At 64.4% G+C, this 16,384-nt stretch carries 13 protein-coding genes; 12 read left to right on the top strand and 1 reads right to left on the bottom strand.

What is annotated here, in order from left to right; translation table 11 throughout:
- The 4 genes from V9L18_RS02600 to V9L18_RS02615 form a co-directional block, all read left to right on the top strand.
- A partial coding sequence (locus tag V9L18_RS02600; RefSeq protein WP_443197919.1) for an ATP dependent DNA ligase occupies positions 1-543 on the top strand: 543 nt, incomplete at its 5' end.
- A gap of 105 nt (positions 544-648) precedes the next feature.
- Positions 649-2,286, top strand: a complete 1,638-nt coding sequence (locus tag V9L18_RS02605; RefSeq protein WP_337345627.1) for a LuxR C-terminal-related transcriptional regulator — start codon at positions 649-651, stop codon at positions 2,284-2,286.
- A gap of 91 nt (positions 2,287-2,377) precedes the next feature.
- Positions 2,378-2,722, top strand: a complete 345-nt coding sequence (locus tag V9L18_RS02610) for a hypothetical protein (RefSeq protein ID WP_337345628.1) — start codon at positions 2,378-2,380, stop codon at positions 2,720-2,722.
- The gene (locus V9L18_RS02615; protein WP_337345629.1) at positions 2,722-3,828 is read left to right on the top strand and encodes a flavin-containing monooxygenase; all 1,107 of its coding nucleotides are present in this window, start codon (positions 2,722-2,724) and stop codon (positions 3,826-3,828) included. The genes V9L18_RS02610 and V9L18_RS02615 overlap by 1 nt, the downstream gene beginning before the upstream one ends.
- Here V9L18_RS02615 and V9L18_RS02620 read toward each other — a convergent pair.
- The gene (locus V9L18_RS02620) at positions 3,797-4,765 is read right to left on the bottom strand and encodes a DUF389 domain-containing protein (RefSeq protein WP_337345630.1); all 969 of its coding nucleotides are present in this window, start codon (positions 4,763-4,765) and stop codon (positions 3,797-3,799) included. The two genes, V9L18_RS02615 and V9L18_RS02620, sit on opposite strands and share 32 nt — an antisense overlap.
- A gap of 102 nt (positions 4,766-4,867) precedes the next feature.
- On the opposite strand from V9L18_RS02620, the gene V9L18_RS02625 reads away from it, so the two are divergent.
- The 8 genes from V9L18_RS02625 (at position 4,868) to V9L18_RS02660 (ending at position 16,365) form a co-directional block, all read left to right on the top strand.
- Complete coding sequence (locus V9L18_RS02625; protein WP_443197920.1) at positions 4,868-6,973, top strand: acyltransferase family protein; 2,106 nt, start codon at positions 4,868-4,870, stop codon at positions 6,971-6,973.
- Between the two features lie 258 nt (positions 6,974-7,231).
- On the top strand, positions 7,232-8,743 hold the full coding sequence (guaB, locus tag V9L18_RS02630; protein ID WP_337345632.1) for an IMP dehydrogenase: 1,512 nt from the start codon (positions 7,232-7,234) through the stop codon (positions 8,741-8,743).
- Between the two features lie 225 nt (positions 8,744-8,968).
- Entirely contained in the window at positions 8,969-10,330 is a 1,362-nt protein-coding gene (locus V9L18_RS02635; protein WP_337345633.1) for a hypothetical protein, read from the top strand.
- Positions 10,327-10,839: a hypothetical protein gene (locus V9L18_RS02640; protein WP_337345634.1), complete on the top strand. Its 513-nt coding sequence runs from the start codon at positions 10,327-10,329 to the stop codon at positions 10,837-10,839. Before V9L18_RS02635 ends, V9L18_RS02640 begins: the two co-directional genes overlap by 4 nt.
- A 39-nt stretch (positions 10,840-10,878) precedes the next feature.
- On the top strand, positions 10,879-12,738 hold the full coding sequence (locus V9L18_RS02645; protein ID WP_337345635.1) for an ABC transporter ATP-binding protein: 1,860 nt from the start codon (positions 10,879-10,881) through the stop codon (positions 12,736-12,738).
- Between the two features lie 111 nt (positions 12,739-12,849).
- Positions 12,850-13,986 (top strand): GuaB3 family IMP dehydrogenase-related protein, encoded by a 1,137-nt coding sequence (locus tag V9L18_RS02650; protein WP_337345636.1) that lies wholly within the window; start codon positions 12,850-12,852, stop codon positions 13,984-13,986.
- 105 nt (positions 13,987-14,091) lie between these two features.
- Complete coding sequence (locus tag V9L18_RS02655) at positions 14,092-15,831, top strand: glycerol-3-phosphate dehydrogenase/oxidase (protein ID WP_337345637.1); 1,740 nt, start codon at positions 14,092-14,094, stop codon at positions 15,829-15,831.
- A gap of 45 nt (positions 15,832-15,876) precedes the next feature.
- Positions 15,877-16,365, top strand: a complete 489-nt coding sequence (locus V9L18_RS02660) for a PTS sugar transporter subunit IIA (RefSeq protein ID WP_337345638.1) — start codon at positions 15,877-15,879, stop codon at positions 16,363-16,365.
- The last annotated feature ends 19 nt before the right edge of the window (positions 16,366-16,384 follow it).

Raw genomic sequence — 16,384 nt, forward strand, 5'->3', positions numbered from 1 at the left:
CAAGTGGGAAAGCGTCCATCCAAATTTCTGGCTGTAGTCGGCCGCACCTTCGTCAACACGCTGAACTTGACAGGGAAGGTAAAAGCGGTCGGGTCGGCCTACGCTGCCGGCCGGCGCGGTTCCAACTGGATCAAGGTAAAACCGGTGCTCACCTACGATCTTGTGGTGCTCGCCTGCGAGTGGGGGTCGGGACGGCGCTCCGGGCTGCTGTCGAACTTGCACCTCGGCGCCCTCGATCCGACCGGTGAGTTTGGCGAACCCGGTGGCTACGTCATGGTGGGCAAGACCTTCAAGGGCCTTACCGACGCGCTGCTGCGCTGGCAGACCGAAAGGTTCCAGGAGATCGAGGTGCGGCGCACGGCGGGCACTGTCTGGCTGGAACCCGTCACAGTTGTTGAGATCGCGATCGACGGCGTCCAGCAGTCTTCACGTTATCCCGGCGGAATCGCCCTTCGGTTCGCACGTGTCAAGCGCTACCGGGACGACAAGACGGCAGCGGAGGCCGACACGATCCAGACGCTGCGGGCGCTGCTGCGCTCGTAGGTTGTGCCCGCTCGCCAGCGGGCGTACCGTGGCGCTTAACTACCGTCGCGTCCAACACGTGGAGGGGCTGAACCGCTGGGTGGACGGTATCCGAAAGGCAGCCAGATGACAGCTGAGGCGGGCATTGACCAGGGCCGGGTGGCGTTCCGCGAGAACCGCTGGACCGATGCCTTCGAGAGCTTCCGTGATGCCGACCAGCAGGGCGGACTGCCTGCACCGGACCTTGACCGGCTTGCCGTCGCGGAAATCCTGACCGGCAACACAACAGCCGGTCTGGACACCCTCACCCGGGCACATGAAGAGTACCTGGTCGTCGGCGACGTTATCGGCGCCGCCCGGTGTGCCGGCTGGATGGGGATGCAGCTGATGAACCTAGGGGAGGCAGCCCGGGCCGGGGGCTGGTTTGCCCGTGGCCAGAGGTTGGTGGACGAACTGGCTGAGCCCGATGCCGTCCAGGGCCTCCTGCTCCTCCCGATGGGCCTCGGCAAGCTCTACGGCGGTGATCCGGCGGGCGCGCTTCAGGTTTTCTCCCAGGTGGCGGACTTCGGCCAGAAATTCCAGGACAAAGACCTGTCAGCCTTGGCACTCCTCGGGACCGGCCAGGCGACCCTCATGCTCGGGCACCCCGACGAAGGCCTCCGGATGTTCGACGAAGTCATGGTGGCAGTGACGGCCGGGGAACTGTCTCCAATTCCTTCTGGAATCATTTACTGCGCCGTTATTGGCAACTGCCACCTGGCCTTTGACCTGGAGCGGGCATTGCAATGGACAACGGCACTGGACCGCTGGTGCAACGCCCGCCCTGACATGGTGGCCTTCAGCGGGCAGTGCCAGTCGCACCGCGCGGAAATCTTCCGGCTGCACGGGGCCTGGGCCGAGGCGATGGAGGCGGCGGCAGCAGCCCAGGGACGTTCCACCCGGGGTGACCCCCAGGCGCTTTATGGCGGCTACTATCAGCAGGGCGAAGTGCAGCGGCTCACTGGCAAGCTGGAGGACGCCGACGCTTCCTACCGGCAGGCCGCCAGGAGCGGCTATGAGCCGCAGCCCGGCATGGCGCTCCTGTGGTTGGCCCGCGGAGACGCGAAGCAGGCGCAGTCGATGATCCGCCGGGCGGTCAGCGTGGCCGACGTCGCAACCCGCCGGAACCTGTTGCCCGCCCTGGTGGAGATCGAGTTGGCCGCACCCGACCTGGAAGCGGCGAGGCGGGGCGCCGACGAGCTGGAAGTCTTTGCCCGCGAATGCCCGATGCCCATGGTCCGGGCGGTTGCCGACCAGGCCGACGGCGCGGTCCGGCTCGCTAACGGCGATCCGGCGGGTGCGTCACCAGCACTGCGGAATGCCTGGAAGCTGTGGCTGGATCTCGGCGTGCCCTACGAGGCCGCGCGCTGCCGCGTACTCATTGGGCGTGCGTGCCGGGCGCTTGGTGACGAGCCCTCGGCGCTGATGGACTTCGAGGCCGCGCATGCTGAGCTCCTGGAGTTGGGCGCTGCACCTGCCGCCGCCTGGGCCGCCTCGCTCATGCGGGATGGCGCCGACGCCGGACCAAAGGGTCCGCTGTCCCCGAGGGAGAGGGAAGTCCTTCGGCTCGTTGCTTCCGGCGAGGGCAACCGGGCGATAGCCGCTGAACTTTATCTGAGCGAAAAGACGGTGGCCCGGCATATCAGCAACATCTTCCTGAAGCTTGGCCTTTCCTCCCGGGCGGCGGCCACAAGGTATGCGTTTGAGCATGGGCTGGCGGGCTAAGGGGCTGCACAAAAATACCCACAATGCCCCCGGGCAGAGTTACATGATTTGGCCGACGCGGGCGGGCTGGCCCCGATCGTAGCCTCAAAGCATGAACCTTCCAGTCCTTGCCGGCACACTTTCGACAGTGCTGTTTGCTTTGGGAATGCTGCCGATGCTGGTCAAAGCGGCCCGCACACGGGACCTCGCCTCCTACAGTCTGGGGAACCTGGTACTGAGCAATGTGGCCAATGCTGTTCATTCCATCTACGTCTTCAACCTGCCCGCCGGCCCGATCTGGGCACTCCACCTTGCCTATGTCCTCGCGTCCGCGCTGATGCTGGCGTGGTGGTGGCGCTACAGGGAGACAGGACATGGAGCGGCAGGGAGCCCGGCCGCTGGAACACGGGAAGGTTCAGCCGCAGGAATCAACTTCAGTGAAAAAGGAGCGCAGTGATGAACAACGAAGACGTGACCGGAATGCTGGACACGATGATCATCGGAGGCGGCCAGGCCGGTCTTGCCATGGGCTATTACTTGAAAGAACAACAACGGAAGTTCCTGATCCTCGACGCTAACCCGAGGGGCGGAGACGCCTGGCGCCAGCGGTGGGATTCGCTCAGGGTCTTTACTCCGGCCAAGTACGACGGGCTCCCGGGCGCGCCGTTCCCGGCTGACCCGCTGACCTTTCCCACCAAAGATGAAGTGGCCGAATACCTTGAGGGCTACGCCGCGCAGTATGACCTCCCAGTTATCAACGGAGTCCGCATCGAACGCCTGTGGCGGGAAGGGGACCGCTACATTGCCGTCGCCAACGGCCGCCGCTGGGAAGCGCACAATGCCGTCGTGGCGACGGGATGCAGCCAGGCCCCCAAGGTGCCTGGCTTCGCCGCGGAGCTGTCGCCGTCCATCGTCCAGATCCACTCAAGCGAATACCGTAACCCCCGGCAACTGCAGGACGGCCCGGTATTGGTAGTAGGTCTGGGGAACTCCGGGGCGGAGATCGGCATCGAAGTGTCCAGGACACATCAGACGATCGTGGCGGGCAAGCCCGGCGGGGAGATCCCGGTAAAGCACGGCCCGACGGCGGCAAGGTACTTCCTGCCCGTCGTGCGGTTCCTGGGTCTGCACATCCTCACCCTCAACACACCGATCGGACGCAAGGCGGCCCCGTCCTTCAAAGCACACGCCGATCCGCTGATCCGCACCAAGTCCAAGGACCTCGCCAACGCAGGCGTCAGCCTCGTGCCACGGGCGGCCGGGGTGGACAACGGAATGCCCGTCCTGGCGGACGGTACACGGCTGGAAGTATCGAACGTCATCTGGTGCACCGGGTTCAAAGATGATTTCAGCTGGATCGATCCCGCCCTCCTGGACGACGGCGGGCTGCCCCGGCAGGAACGCGGTGTGGCGCTTGATTCACCTGGTTTGTTCTTCCTTGGACAGGAATTCTTGTTCGCGGCGGTATCGGCCACTCTTCCCGGAGTCAGCCGCGACGCCCGCTACCTGGCCAGGAGGATACCGGTATCCGTCACCCGCGAGTCCGCCGCATCTTCCACCTGAGCTGGCGCGCCGTGCCCGCAGGCAGCCGACTGGAGACCAGCCGATAGAAAACCAGCACTGCCACGGCCGCGGCCACAATCCCCACCAAGTTGACCAAAAGCTGCAGCGCCGAACCTGCAGCTTTCTGGTATTCGCCGAGGACCAGTGCCACCGCGACGAATCCGGCCGCCGGCACCGTGGTCACCGAAATGAAAACACCGATGAGGGCAGCCGAACGCCGGCTGATGACCGACAACATCCCGGCCGCCCCCGCCAGCACGGCAACGATCAGCGAGTACGGCCCCGGATGGTAAATAAACTCCACCGCGGAACCGGATTTGAGGACATCGGCCGGAAAGAGCCCAAGCGGGACGGACAGCCAGGCGCTCAGGGCGGCCAGAAGCATGGCCACCGGGAAACCGACGCCAAGCGCGACGGCGGCACGTCGCCCCAGCCGCCAGCGGCCCCGGGCCACCGCGACGGCCAAGGCGGCCAGGGGGCCGAATTCCGGCCCCACCGCCATGGCACCCACAATGGCGATCGTTGAATCGGTCACAATGCCGATGGCGGCAAGCTGCGTTGCCAGCACGAGGAAGGCGAGGTAGCTCCACGTCAGCCGGGAGTCCTCACCGGTCTGCCGCGTCACCTCGTCCCAGATCATGGCGTCAGCCCCGTCACCGGGCGCCGCTTTCTCGGCCGCGTCCGCGCGGCGGGACAGGACCAGTTCCGGCATGGAGACGGATATGGACCCCGCTTCGTGCACTTTGAGGACGTGCAGTTTCTCCAGTAACTCCTCCACAGCTTCACGGGCGACCTGGACCTCGAGGACATCCCCTGGAGGAAGGATGGACGCCCCCACAAGACGCGCGACTTCGGCGGTTCCGGTCTGCCCGGCACAGCATTCCTGCACGACGCCGGAGAGCTCTCCGGGAACACAAATGCGCATCTGGACTATCACGTCAGATCCCTTTCCTGGCTTGGTGACAGCATAGTTTCCCGGCCATGTCGACTACGTAGACTGGCCGGCCCTGATTGGTCATCGAAATTACGGATCGGTAACATGGAAGCTTTGGTTGCCCGCTGCGAGAGGTCTTTTGTGTCGATTGCGAGAACCACGCCCGCTCCCGGTCGTGCGAATGAAGCGACCCCCAAGGGACGCAAAGCGACCTTCCGGCCGGAAGTCCAGGGCCTCAGGGCGCTCGCAGTCCTGATGGTGGTGACTTACCACGTGTGGCTGGGACGGGTCTCCGGGGGCGTGGACATCTTCCTGCTCATCTCAGCGTTCCTGCTGACGCTATCCTTCGTCCGGAAGGTCGAGGCCGGCAAACCCCTGAACCTCATCCGGCACTGGCTGCACCTCTTCAAGCGGCTGCTGCCTGCCGCCGTCGTGGTTTTGCTTGGCATCCTGGCAGGCACGTGGCTGATTCTGCCGCAAAGCCGCTGGCCCGGCGTCCTTGACCAGGCCTGGGCCTCGCTGCTCTACCGGCAGAACTGGCTGCTGGCCGATACCGCCGTCGACTACTACGCCCAGGACCACTCCGGAGCCAGCCCGCTGCTGCACTTCTGGTCGCTGTCCATCCAAGGCCAGGTCTTCATCCTCTGGCCGCTCGTATTCGCCGGCTCGGCGCTCGTGTGGCGGTGGCTCCGGCGCCGGACCAACGCCAGTTACCGGCTGGTCCTGGTAGCGGCCTTCTCCGCGATTTTCCTGGCGTCGTTGGCCTATTCTGTCGAACAGACAGCCACCAACCAGGCCTACGCCTACTTCGACACCCGGACGAGGCTGTGGGAATTTGCCCTGGGCTCGCTGCTGGCACTGGTACTGCCCTACGCGAAACCCGGTAAAGCGCTGCGCGTAGTGCTCGGTTGGACCGGCCTGGCAGCCATGGTGTCCTGTGGCCTGGTGCTGACCGTGGACCGTTCCTTCCCGGGCTTCATTGCCCTGTGGCCAACCCTGGCGGCGGCGGCGATCATCGTTGCAGGCCAGAGCGGAAGCCGGTTCGGCGTGGACAGGCTGCTGAGCTGGAAGCCGCTCGTTGCCCTGGGCGACAATTCCTACGCCTTGTACCTGTGGCACTGGCCGGTGCTTGTCCTTGCGCTGGCCGCTACCGGGATCGAGAAGCCAGGGCTGGGCCAGGGCCTGGCCGTTGTGGCCGCGTCCATCGTCCTCGCGGTGCTCACTACCCGCTTTGTAGAAAAGCCGCTCCGTGAATGGCACTGGCCGCAGAAGCGGTCCTGGCGTACCGCCGTCGTGGTTGCTGCCTGCTGCGGGATGCTCGCCGGTCCGGTTGCCGTGTGGCAAACCACGCTCACGGCGGAGGAGGCTGCCGCGGCGGCGCAGCCCCGTGAGTTGACCCCGGGGGCCGCCTCCCTGGCGCCCGAGAATGCCGGCAAACCCACGCCGGAAGCCCGAATCATTCCTGCCCCGGCGGCCATGAAGGACGAATGGGCGGATATCGACGGGCTCTGTACCGATGCCAACGTTCCGTCGGACCCACTGTTGTCCGGATGCCTGCAAAACACCAAGCCGGAAACCGTCACGAAAAAGATCGTGGTGCTGGGTGACTCCCATGCCCAGCAGTACATGGCTGCACTGGGCCCGATCGCCAAGGAGCGCGGCTGGGAAGTGGTGACGCTGCTCAAGGGGAACTGCCGCTTCGGCGCCGAATCGCCCGAACGGGATGAGGAGTGCAACGCCTTCAACAGGGCCAGCGCAGCCTACGTCATGGAACACCGGCCGGACGCGGTGTTTACGGTTGCCTCGCTGACGCATGCGGAGGCACCGTTCGAAACCGAAGTTCCCGGTTACCTTGACGGCATCCGGCCCTTCACGCAGGCCGGGATGGACGTAGTGGGAGTCCGGGACAACCCCCGATTCCACATCAACATGCCCGAGTGCGTCCAGAAACACGGACCGGACGCGCCGGAATGCAATGCGCCACTGAATGAGTCCTTGGCCGAGTCGTCGCCGCTGGACAGGTATCGCGGTCAGGTGGACGGGCTGCACCTGATGGACCTGAGCGACTTCATCTGCGCCGGCGGCACCTGCCCGGCCGTGGTGGGAAACGTTTACGTGTACAAGGACGATAACCACCTCACCAAGACCTACGTGCAGAGCATGATCCCCATGTTTGAGGAACGGCTCCTGGCCGCTACCGGCTGGACTTAAGGGCTCCTTTCCGCGGAGCCGGTGTGGACGTGCGGGCCACGGAGCCGGTGGGGATGGTGCCGTTGCTCACATTGCCCTCCCGGAATAGGGGGATCGGCGCGGAGGTTCTAATATTTACTCAATACTTTCTGCACTGAATCCCGTGTCCGAAGTACCCCCGCACCGCAACCCATGCACGGACCAGTCCCGTAATGACGGGCTGGTCATCAGCTGCAACCCCTACCCGTGACCCCCGCAACCAAGGTAAGAGGCGCACTCATGACCCAGCCCGCACACGATCCTTTCGGCTTTGTCGGCCTGACGTACGACGACGTCCTGCTGCTCCCCGGCCACACCGACGTCATCCCCTCCGATGCCGACACTTCTTCCCGGATCTCCAAGCGGATCACGGTGCAAACCCCGCTGCTGTCCGCAGCAATGGACACGGTGACCGAATCCCGGATGGCCATCGCGATGGCACGCCAGGGTGGTCTTGGGGTAGTGCACCGCAACCTGTCCATCCAGGACCAGGCCGACCAGGTGGACAGGGTCAAGCGCAGCGAGTCGGGAATGATCACCAACCCGCTGACCATCGGCCCTGAGGCCACACTGGCGGAGCTTGACGAGATCTGCTCCCAGTACCGCGTTTCCGGCCTGCCTGTAGTGGATGAGGGCATGCGGCTCCTGGGCATCGTCACCAACCGCGACACCCGCTTTGTGCCAGAGGCAGACTTCCCGCTGCGGCTGGTCAGCGACGTCATGACCAAAATGCCGCTGGTCACCGGCCACGTGGGCATCAGCCGCGAAGAAGCCTCCCACAAGCTGGCCACCAACAAGATCGAAAAGCTCCCCCTCGTCGACGAGCAGGGCCGCCTCAAGGGACTGATCACCACCAAGGACTTCACCAAGGCCGAGCAGTACCCGCTCGCCACCAAGGACGAGGAAGGCCGCCTCCGGGTCGGTGCGGCCATCGGCTTCTTCGGCGACGGCTGGGAACGGGCCATGGCACTCGTTGACGCCGGCGTCGATGCCCTCTTCGTGGACACCGCCAACGGCCACTCGCAGGGCGTGCTGGACATGATCCGCCGCCTGAAGTCCGATCCTGTAGCGGCGCACGTGGACATCATCGGCGGCCAGGCCGCCACTCGTGAAGGCGCACAGGCACTGATCGACGCCGGTGCCGACGGCATCAAGGTGGGCGTGGGCCCCGGCTCCATTTGCACCACCCGTGTGGTGGCCGGGGTAGGCGTCCCGCAGATCACAGCCATCTACGAATCCTCGAAAGCAGCCATCCCGGCAGGGGTTCCGCTGATCGCCGACGGCGGCCTGCAGTACTCGGGCGACATCGGCAAGGCGCTGGTTGCCGGCGCCGACACCGTGATGCTCGGCTCCCTGCTTGCCGGCTGCGACGAGTCCCCGGGCGAGCTCATCTTCGTCAACGGCAAACAGTTTAAGAGCTACCGCGGTATGGGCTCCCTGGGTGCCATGCAATCACGCGGCAAGAACACCTCCTACTCGAAGGACCGCTACTTCCAGGCTGACGTCTCCGGCGACGACAAGCTGATCCCTGAGGGCATCGAGGGCCGCGTAGCCTACCGCGGGCCGCTGGCATCCGTGGCGTACCAGCTTGTGGGCGGCCTGCGCCAGACCATGTTCTACGTCGGCTCACCCACGATCGCGGAGCTGAAGGCACGCGGTAAGTTTGTGCGCATCACTCCGGCCGGGCTCAAGGAATCGCACCCGCACGACATCCAGATGACGGTTGAGGCACCGAACTACGGTTCGCGCTAGTCCCCGGCGCCTCCCTAGCCTCGCAAGCTCGGCCAGGGAACCCGCGCGCCGTGGGCCCACCCGTCGCCTGACTAGCCTCGCAAGCTCGGCCAGGGAACCCGGGGCGCTGTGGGTGGCCAGGTTTAGTCCGACTGCAAAGGAGGTGGGGAGTTCTCCCCACCTCCTTTGGCGTCCCACCCTTGTATATTCGATGGAGTAAAGCTCGATCGATCTTGGGGGAACAGGTTGTCCAATGGCTTTACTGGCGCTGACGTCGCCCAACTTCGGCAACTGGCGGCAGCCATGCATGGCGCGGGCCACAGGCTGCAGCTACAACTGGGCACTTTCAACACCCGCGTTATTGGCACGCTCTGGCCCGGCCCCGATGCAGAGCAGTTTCGCCATGACTGGAAAACCAGCCACACCTTGGTCCTTCGGGAGGCCGTCCTTTTCCTCCACCAGTCGGCTGATGAACTAACACGTAACGCCGACGAGCAGGAGGCAGCCAGCCTGCCGGGCGGATCCGGGCCCTCGACAGGCCCCGCCGGCTCCTCTAACGGCACCAGCGAGTACACTTCCGGTCCGGTCCGGCCGGATGACCTCATGGGAAAGTCTGCGGCGCAGATCAAGGACTGGTGGTCAGGCCTGACCGCGGGGCAGAAGCAGGCGTTCATCCGTAACTACCCCGTGGAGGCAGGCAATACGAACGGCATCCCGTTCGATGCCCGCGTAGAGGCGAACCGCATCAATGCACAAAACAGGATTGATTGGCTCAACGAGAACGATCCCGAGCCGAGGTTCAACCCGTTCCTTATGGATGCCGGCTATCCGCAACGGTTCACCGATGAACACAAAGCATGGGAAAAGCGCCAGTCCTACCTGCAAAGAGTGGTGGACGGAAAAATCAGGCTGGCCGCCTACGATCCCGCCGCTCAGTCGATCGTGGAGCTGAAAGGCACCTATGACGAGAACACGACGACCGTTATCACCTACGTCCCCGGCACCACTACCAATGAGGCATCGTTCCATGACGGTGGACCCCAACGGTTGCCAGCCCGCCTGGTCGAGGACGACCAATCCGGGGGAACTGCGGCGTTCGTCTACAAGGGGTCGGAATTTCCCGACGGCGACCCGGTAGAGGCCTTCCTGGTGGAGGCCAAGAGCGATGAGTTCGTAGCCCGCTCTGCGCCGGTCCTGCGGGCCTTCCAGGGCGCCGTGGATCTCGAGCTGCCACCCGGTGCCCAATCCGTGGGTGTAGGCCATAGTTGGGGAGTCCGGAACCTCACCGGGGCGGAAAATGAAGGAGCGCACTACGACAAGCTGCTCGCGCTGTCCGGTGCCGCTATGCCGCCTGGCTGGGTGCCCGATCCCGGCACCGAGTATTCCAGTTTCACCTACCCCGATATCCTGCTGACCGCTGAAGCGAATGGGGTTGTGGGGGAGAACTACCCAATGAAGGAGCCGGCCTTTGAAAAGCACGTTTATGAGCCACCAGGGGGCAACGGATGGACAGAGTTCTACAGCATCGACAACCACAGCCTCATCGCGACCACCTACGAGGAAAATGACCAGGCTTTGAGGGATATGCGCAAGGAGATTCGCCAGTGATCGACCCATCCAAGGCAGTCCGGGGAGCGTGGGCGGCCGCTGCCATCAGCTTGGCTCTCAGCCTGGCATCGTGCGGAGTAGAGGAAGCGAATAAAGGGATGTCCAATATGACTTTGGAAGAGGCAAAAACGAAACTGTTGGCCCTCCAGCATCAAATAATTGACATGGTTCCCGAGGAGCTGGTGGTATCCGTCTTCGAGAACGACTCCTCCAGCCTGTTGAGCTGCCAGGGAGACAAGAAGAAATGGACAGGCACCGGTCAGGTGGAACTTCAGCCTGGCCTGGACAGGGACAAGTTCCTAGACCAGGTGCGTGACAGAACCAAGGGCATGCAGGGTTGGACGGTGAAGGACGACTCCGACAGCGATGGCGCCCGTACTGTGGACATCCTGCACGATGACGGAACGCACCTGATCGTTGGCATCTGGGACGGACCCGAGAGTGTCCAAATTGATGGCTTCAGCGCCTGTTTTGATCTTCCCGAATACGAGTACGGCGAAAAATATTAGCCGCACCACTGTTTCAGGGCGCCGAACTAGGCTGTATTCATGCCCGAACCACACCATCCCGCTGAGCTGAGTCCCAAACGGGATCCCCAGCGGAAGCTCTCCGTCCGGCCGTACGCCCGGGCCGTGGCGCAGGTCCTGCGGGTCAGTTTCCGGGCCTCGCCTGCCGCCGTCGTGATGAAGATTGTCGGTTCGCTGATCTCGGCGCTGCTTCCACTTGTCACCACCTACTTCGCTGCGTTGACTACCACTGCCTTGGCAGCGGCGTATTCCGGCGACGCAGCCGCAGGCCAGCAGGCAATTATCTACGTCATCATCACCGCGGCGCTGGGACTGTTCTGGGGGGCCTTCAGCAGCGTGGACCGGTACATCCAGCAGCTCATGAGCTTCAAGGTGGGCGCCATCGTGGGCGACCTCATGTACGAGCGGTTCCTGGCCCTCGAATTCTGGCGCTACGACGACAAAGAGACCGTTGACCTCTATGACCGCGCCAAGCGGTTCTCTGACTCCTACGCCCGGGTCCTGGACCGCATCGCGGCGATCTTCACCCAGCTCGTGTCGGTGATCCTCGCCGTCGGCGCCCTGCTGCTGGTGAGCTGGTGGATCGCCGTCATCGTGCTGGTCGCGATCGTCCCAAGCGTCTACCTGCAGTTCAAACTTTCGCGGGAGCAGATCGCCCACTGGAACACCCAGGTGGACTCGCGCCGCCAGCGCCGCATGATCGAGACCAATCTCCTGCGCCCGCAGCACATCGCCGAGATGCGGCTGTACGGGATCGTGGGCTACCTGATGGACTTCCGGTCCCGGTTGCGGGACGCGGACGAGCGCCGTCGGCTGGATTTCCAGAAGCGGTACATCCCGAAGCAGTTGGCCGCCGACGCCCTGCAGTACGGCGCGGAGGTGGTGTCGCTGATCTGGGTGGTGGGTCAGATCATTGCCCGTGCCCAGCCTGTGGGTCAGTTCCTGTACGTCCAGCAGATCGTCAGCCGGGCACTGTCCACCGCCAACAACCTGGTGTCGTCGCTGAGCTCCATCGACGAGGACCTCGCGAACCTCAAGGACTACGAACTGTTTATGGCGCTGCCTGTCCACTCCCGGCACGCGCCGCCGCTGTTACAGGCCCCTCGGACGGTGGAACTCAGGGACATCCACTTCACCTACACCGGCAGCGACATCGAGGTGATCCGCGGTATCAGCATGACCATCCGGCAAGGCCAGCACATCGCCATCGTGGGGGAGAACGGGGCCGGAAAATCCACCCTTATCAGGATCCTGGCGGGGCTTTATGCTCCGGATTCAGGGCAGGTAATGCTCGACGGCGTGGACCTCGCCGCCGTCGATGTCACCTCCTGGCACCGCCACCTGGCAGTGCTGAGCCAGGAGTTCCTGAAGTACGAATTCGCCACCGCGGCGGAAAACATCTACTTCGGCGACGTCGATTCCGCGAAGGACGACGGCCGGATCCGACGGTCGGCGGAAGACGCCGAAGCTCTGGAATTCATCAACAAACTGCCCAACGGCCTGGACAACCACGTCAGCAACTGGATGGAAGATCCGCGCGGACGCAAGGGCAGCGGACTCTCCGGCGGCCAATGGCAGCGGCTCGCCATGGCCAGGAACTTCTACCGCGACGCGTCTTTTATGGTGATGGACGAGCCAACCTCGGCCATCGATGCGCTGGCCGAACACCGCATCTTCACAAGGCTGTTCGCAGACCGCAGCAGCACGATCATCGCCATCAGCCATCGCCTGGCCACGATCGAAAAGGCGGATATTGTCTACATGCTCGAAGACGGCCGGGTCGTGGAACAGGGGACCCACAAGGAGTTGGTGGCATTGCGGGGCCGCTACTTCAGGATGTTCGAATCCCAGCTCAGTTTCGACGCTCAGAGCGAGCCATAGGCCGCGTGGCCGTAACGAACCGGCCCCGCGGCCGTCAAAGATCCTGCCTTCGCCCACCGGGCCACGCTCCACCGGCCGTGGCAGGGGGGCCGGCTGGGATAACCTAGAGCAGTGACTTACGAGATCGAGATCGGCCGTGGCAAGCGTGGGCGTCGTGCCTACTCCCTGGATGACATTGCGATTGTCCCTAACCGTCGTACACGCGACCCCAAGGACGTCTCCGTGTCGTGGCAGATCGACGCCTATAAGTTCGATATGCCGGTCATTGCTGCACCCATGGACTCGGCCATGTCCCCACAGACAGCCATCGAGTTGGGCCGCCTCGGCGGGCTTGGTGTCCTGGACCTCGAAGGCCTGTGGACCCGGTACGAGGACCCGCAGGCGGTCCTGGACGAAATCGGTGCCCTTGAGGATGAGATCAACAGCCCCGCCGTCACCGGACGCATGCAGGAGCTCTACCGCGCCCCCATCCAGCCCGAGCTGATCACGACGCGCCTCGCGGAGATCCGCGCCGCCGGCGTCACTGTGGCCGGTTCACTGACCCCGCAGCGCACCCAGGAACACTACAAAACCGTGGTGGCCGCCGGCGTCGACATCTTTGTCATCCGCGGCACCACCGTGTCTGCCGAACACGTCTCCAAGGACCACGAGCCGCTGAACCTTAAGCAGTTCATCTACGAACTGGACGTGCCCGTGATTGTCGGCGGCGCTGCCGGCTACACCCCGGCGCTGCACCTGATGCGCACCGGCGCTGCCGGGGTCCTGGTGGGCTTCGGCGGCGGCGCCACCACCACCACCCGCCGTGCCCTGGGCATCCACTCGCCCATGGCCTCCGCCATCTCCGACGTCGCGGCTGCCCGCCGTGACTACATGGATGAGTCGGGCGGGCGCTACGTGCACGTGATTGCCGACGGCGGAATGGGCTCCTCGGGCGACATCGTCAAGGCGATAGCCATGGGTGCGGACGCCGTGATGCTGGGCAGCGCACTCGCCCGCGCCGAAGAGGCGCCAGGCAAGGGCTGGCACTGGGGCCAGGAGGCTCACCACCTCGAATTGCCGCGTGGCGACCGCGTCAACGTTGGCACCGTAGGATCCCTGCAGGAGGTCCTCTTCGGGCCCGGCCACCACACCAACGGCACGTCCAACCTGGTCGGCGCGCTCCGCCGTTCGATGGCCACCACAGGCTACTCGGACCTCAAGGAATTCCAGCGGGTCGACGTCGTCGTCTCGCCTTACGCCGGAAACTGACCTGCGCCGGGGGCGGGTGGGAGGCCCTCCGGGCCCCGCCTGCCCAAGCATGCAGCTAGCAAGTAGTGTGGTTTACTACCTGCACCAGCGGCAACGGAGGCTTCCATGACGAGTGTTCCCAACACCAGCGGCACCCTGGGTCCGGCAGCCCGCGAAGAATCAATCGCGCGGCTGCGGGCCACGACCGAGCCCGGCAAGGAACTGGACATCCTGATTGTCGGCGGCGGCATCGTGGGTACGGGAGCGGCCCTGGACGCCGTGACGCGTGGCCTCAGCGTGGGGATCGTGGAGGCCAGTGACTGGGCGGCGGGAACATCTTCCCGGTCCTCCAAACTTATCCACGGCGGCCTGCGCTATCTCGAAATGCTCGATTTCGGCCTGGTCAAGGAAGCCCTGCACGAGCGCGGCCTGATCCTTTCCGTGCTCGCGCCGCACCTCGCCCGCCCCGTGCCGTTCCTCTACCCACTGACCAAGCCTTTCCTGGAGCGGCCGTACGTGGGCGCAGGGATTGCCCTTTACGATGCCATGTCCATCACCGGCGGGCATAGCCGCGGGGTGCCGTTCCACAAGCACCTGACCCGCCGCGGGACCCTCCGCGCCGCGCCCAGCCTGAAGGATGACGCCTTCGTTGGTTCCATCCGCTATTACGACGGCCAGGTCGATGACGCCAAATATGCCGCCAACCTGATCCGGACAGCCGCCTACTACGGCGCCCACGCAGTCAACCAGATGGCGGTAGTGGACTTCCTGCGCGAGGGCGAACGCGTGGTGGGGGCCAAGGTGGTCAACCATGAGGACGGCACGGAATTCAAAGTCCGGGCCAAGCAGGTCATCAACGCCACCGGTGTGTGGACGGACGAGACCCAGGCCATGGTGACAGAGCGAGGCCAGCTGAAGGTCCGCGCCTCAAAGGGCATCCACCTCGTAGTGCCGAGGGACAGGTTCCAATCCACCGTGGGCCTGATCCTGCGCACCGAGAAGTCAGTGCTGTTTGTCATTCCGTGGGGGCGGCACTGGATCATCGGAACCACCGACACTGACTGGAACCTCGACAAGGCCCATCCGGCGGCGTCCAGCAAAGACATCGACTATATCCTCGAACACGTCAACACAGTCCTGAAACGGCCGCTCACGCGTGAGGACGTGGAGGGCGTTTACGCCGGTTTGCGCCCCCTTCTGGCCGGTGAAAACGACTCCACCGCCAAACTGTCGCGCGAACATGTTGTAGCGCACCCCGTGCCCGGCCTCGTGGTGGTGGCGGGCGGCAAGTGGACCACCTACCGGATCATGGCCAAGGACGCCGTTGACGAGGCCACCCGCACCATGGACGAGCGCGTGCCGCCCAGCTGCACGGAGACCATTCCGCTGCTCGGCGCCAGCGGCTTCAAAGCTGCCTGGAACCGGAGGAACCGGACGGCGGAGGAATCAGGGGTCCATGTGGCGCGGGTGGAACACCTGCTGAACCGCTATGGATCGCTGATACCGGAAGTGCTGGCCCTCATCGCCGAGAGGCCTGAGCTGGCCGAGCCCCTGCCCGGCGCCGACGATTACCTCCAGGCCGAGGCCGTATATGCCGCGACCCACGAAGGCGCCCGGCACGTCCACGATGTCCTGACTCGCCGGACCCGGATTTCGATCGAGGCGTGGGATCGTGGTGTCTCCGCGGTTCCGGTAGTCGCTAAACTTATGGGTGAAGTCCTTGGCTGGAGCGATGTGCAGCGTGAAAGCGAAATCAAGCACTACATTGCACGCGTAGAAGCCGAGCGGCTGAGCCAGCAGCAACCTGATGATGAGTCCGCCGATGCCGCACGAATGGGCGTCGACGACATCGTTCCCTTGCGCTGAGGGGCTCCACGCACCAGCATTCTCGCCTCACTGAAGGGACACGCCTTGGCGGAACCACTTGACCGGTACGATGCCGAACTCACCACTCCCGAAATGGTGATCCTGGAGCTTGAGGCATCGGACAAGGTGGACGCGGCCTCACAGCTCGCGGAGCGTCTTTACGCCGCCGGCAGGGTCACCGACCTGCCGGGCTTCCTCGAGCACGTCCATGCCCGCGAGCACCAGCTAGCCACTGGCCTGCCGGGCGGCATCGGCCTGCCGCACGCCCGCAGCGAATTCGTTTCCCGAACCTCCATCGCCGTCGGTATCACCAAGTACGGCCATGCGCTGGACTTTGGCGCCACCGACGGGCCGGCCACGGTCGTCCTGCTGATCGCCACCCCGGCGAGTTCCTTTTCGGACCACCTGGAAGTCCTCGCAACCCTGGCCCGCTCCCTGTCCAAGGAATCGTTCCGGGAGTCACTTCGCCGTGCCTACGACCCCGAAGTGATAGCAGAACTCATCAACTCAAGCCTGGTCTTCTTCGACCACTAAGGATTGGGGCAGGCCCTTT

Origin of the sequence: Pseudarthrobacter sp. CCNWLW217 (assembly GCF_037203985.1) — a bacterium.
GTDB lineage: Bacteria > Actinomycetota > Actinomycetes > Actinomycetales > Micrococcaceae > Arthrobacter.